This is a genomic window from Limimaricola cinnabarinus LL-001 (genome assembly GCF_000466965.1).
Classification (GTDB): Bacteria; Pseudomonadota; Alphaproteobacteria; order Rhodobacterales; family Rhodobacteraceae; genus Limimaricola; species Limimaricola cinnabarinus.
Genome location: NZ_BATB01000159.1, coordinates 1 through 1,126, shown reverse-complemented (window position 1 = coordinate 1,126; position 1,126 = coordinate 1). Strand labels below are relative to the sequence as shown.

At 61.4% G+C, this 1,126-nt stretch carries 1 protein-coding gene and 1 pseudogene; both read left to right on the top strand.

Annotated elements, in window-relative coordinates:
• Window positions 1–272: pseudogene (locus tag MBELCI_RS18850) on the top strand (IS21 family transposase); the annotation flags it as partial.
• Window positions 262–1,053 (top strand): IS21-like element helper ATPase IstB, encoded by a 792-nt coding sequence (istB, locus tag MBELCI_RS18845; protein ID WP_021695824.1) that lies wholly within the window; start codon window positions 262–264, stop codon window positions 1,051–1,053. The pseudogene MBELCI_RS18850 and the gene istB, both read left to right, overlap by 11 nt.
• The last annotated feature ends 73 nt before the right edge of the window (window positions 1,054–1,126 follow it).

Sequence of the window (1,126 nt, the reverse complement as noted above, 5' to 3'; positions counted from 1 at the left end):
ATCGCGAGATGGTCGAGATCCTGTCCCTGGTCCTGCACCACGATGAACAGGCCGTACTATGCGCCGTGGAAATGGCGCTGGAGGCGGGCGTGCCGACCAAGACCCATGTGCTGAACTTGCTCCACAGGCTGGTGGATGGCACCCCGGCCGACCAGCCGGACGTGACCCCGCCAGAAGCCCTGGCTCTGCGCAGGGAACCGCAGGCGAATGTCGCCCGGTATGACGGTCTGCGACGGCCGCTGGACGCGGGAGGCAAGAGCCATGCGTCATGATCCCGCCGGCGCTGCCATCATCATCATGCTGCGCAGTCTGAAGATGCCAGGCATGGCACAGGCCGTGCATGATCTCATGGAGCAAGGTGCCCCGGCATTCGAAGCCGCGATGCCGGTGCTGTCGCAGCTGCTCAAGGCGGAAATGGCCGAACGCGAAGTGCGCTCCATCTCCTATCACATGAAGGCCGCGCGTTTCCCGGCCTACAAGGACCTGTCCGGCTTCGACTTCGCTGCCAGCGAGGTCAACGAAGCCCTCGTGCGCCAACTGCATCGGTGCGAGTTCATGGATGCCGCCGAGAACGTGGTCCTGATCGGCGGGCCCGGAACGGGGAAAAGCCATGTCGCAACCGCCCTTGGCGTTCAGGCCATCGAGCATCATCGCAAACGCGTGCGTTTCTTCTCGACCGTCGAACTGGTGAATGCGCTGGAGCAAGAAAAGGCCCAGGGAAAGGCTGGAAAGATCGCCGAGGTGCTGGTGAAAACCGACTTGGTGATCCTCGACGAGCTCGGATACCTGCCGTTCAGTGCCTCGGGTGGTGCGCTGCTGTTTCATCTCCTCAGCAAACTCTACGAGCGCACCAGCGTCATCATCACCACCAACCTGAGCTTCAGCGAATGGGCGAGCGTCTTCGGCGATGCAAAGATGACGACTGCGCTGCTCGATCGCCTCACGCATCGCTGCCACATCCTCGAGACCGGCAACGACAGTTACCGCTTCAAAGCAAGCTCCGAGACGGCGAAAAAGAAACGGAAGGAGACGGCACCATTGACCACGTCATGAACCAGCAAACATAACAACCGGGCGGGTCAGATCTCGGTGACAATGCTGGGTCAGTTCTCGGTGACAGCCAACA

What these genes read in the sequence shown, in the direction of transcription:
- istB (WP_021695824.1), top strand. Translation starts at nt 262, where the DNA reads ATGCGTCATGATCCCGCCGGCGCTGCCATCATCATCATGCTGCGCAGT.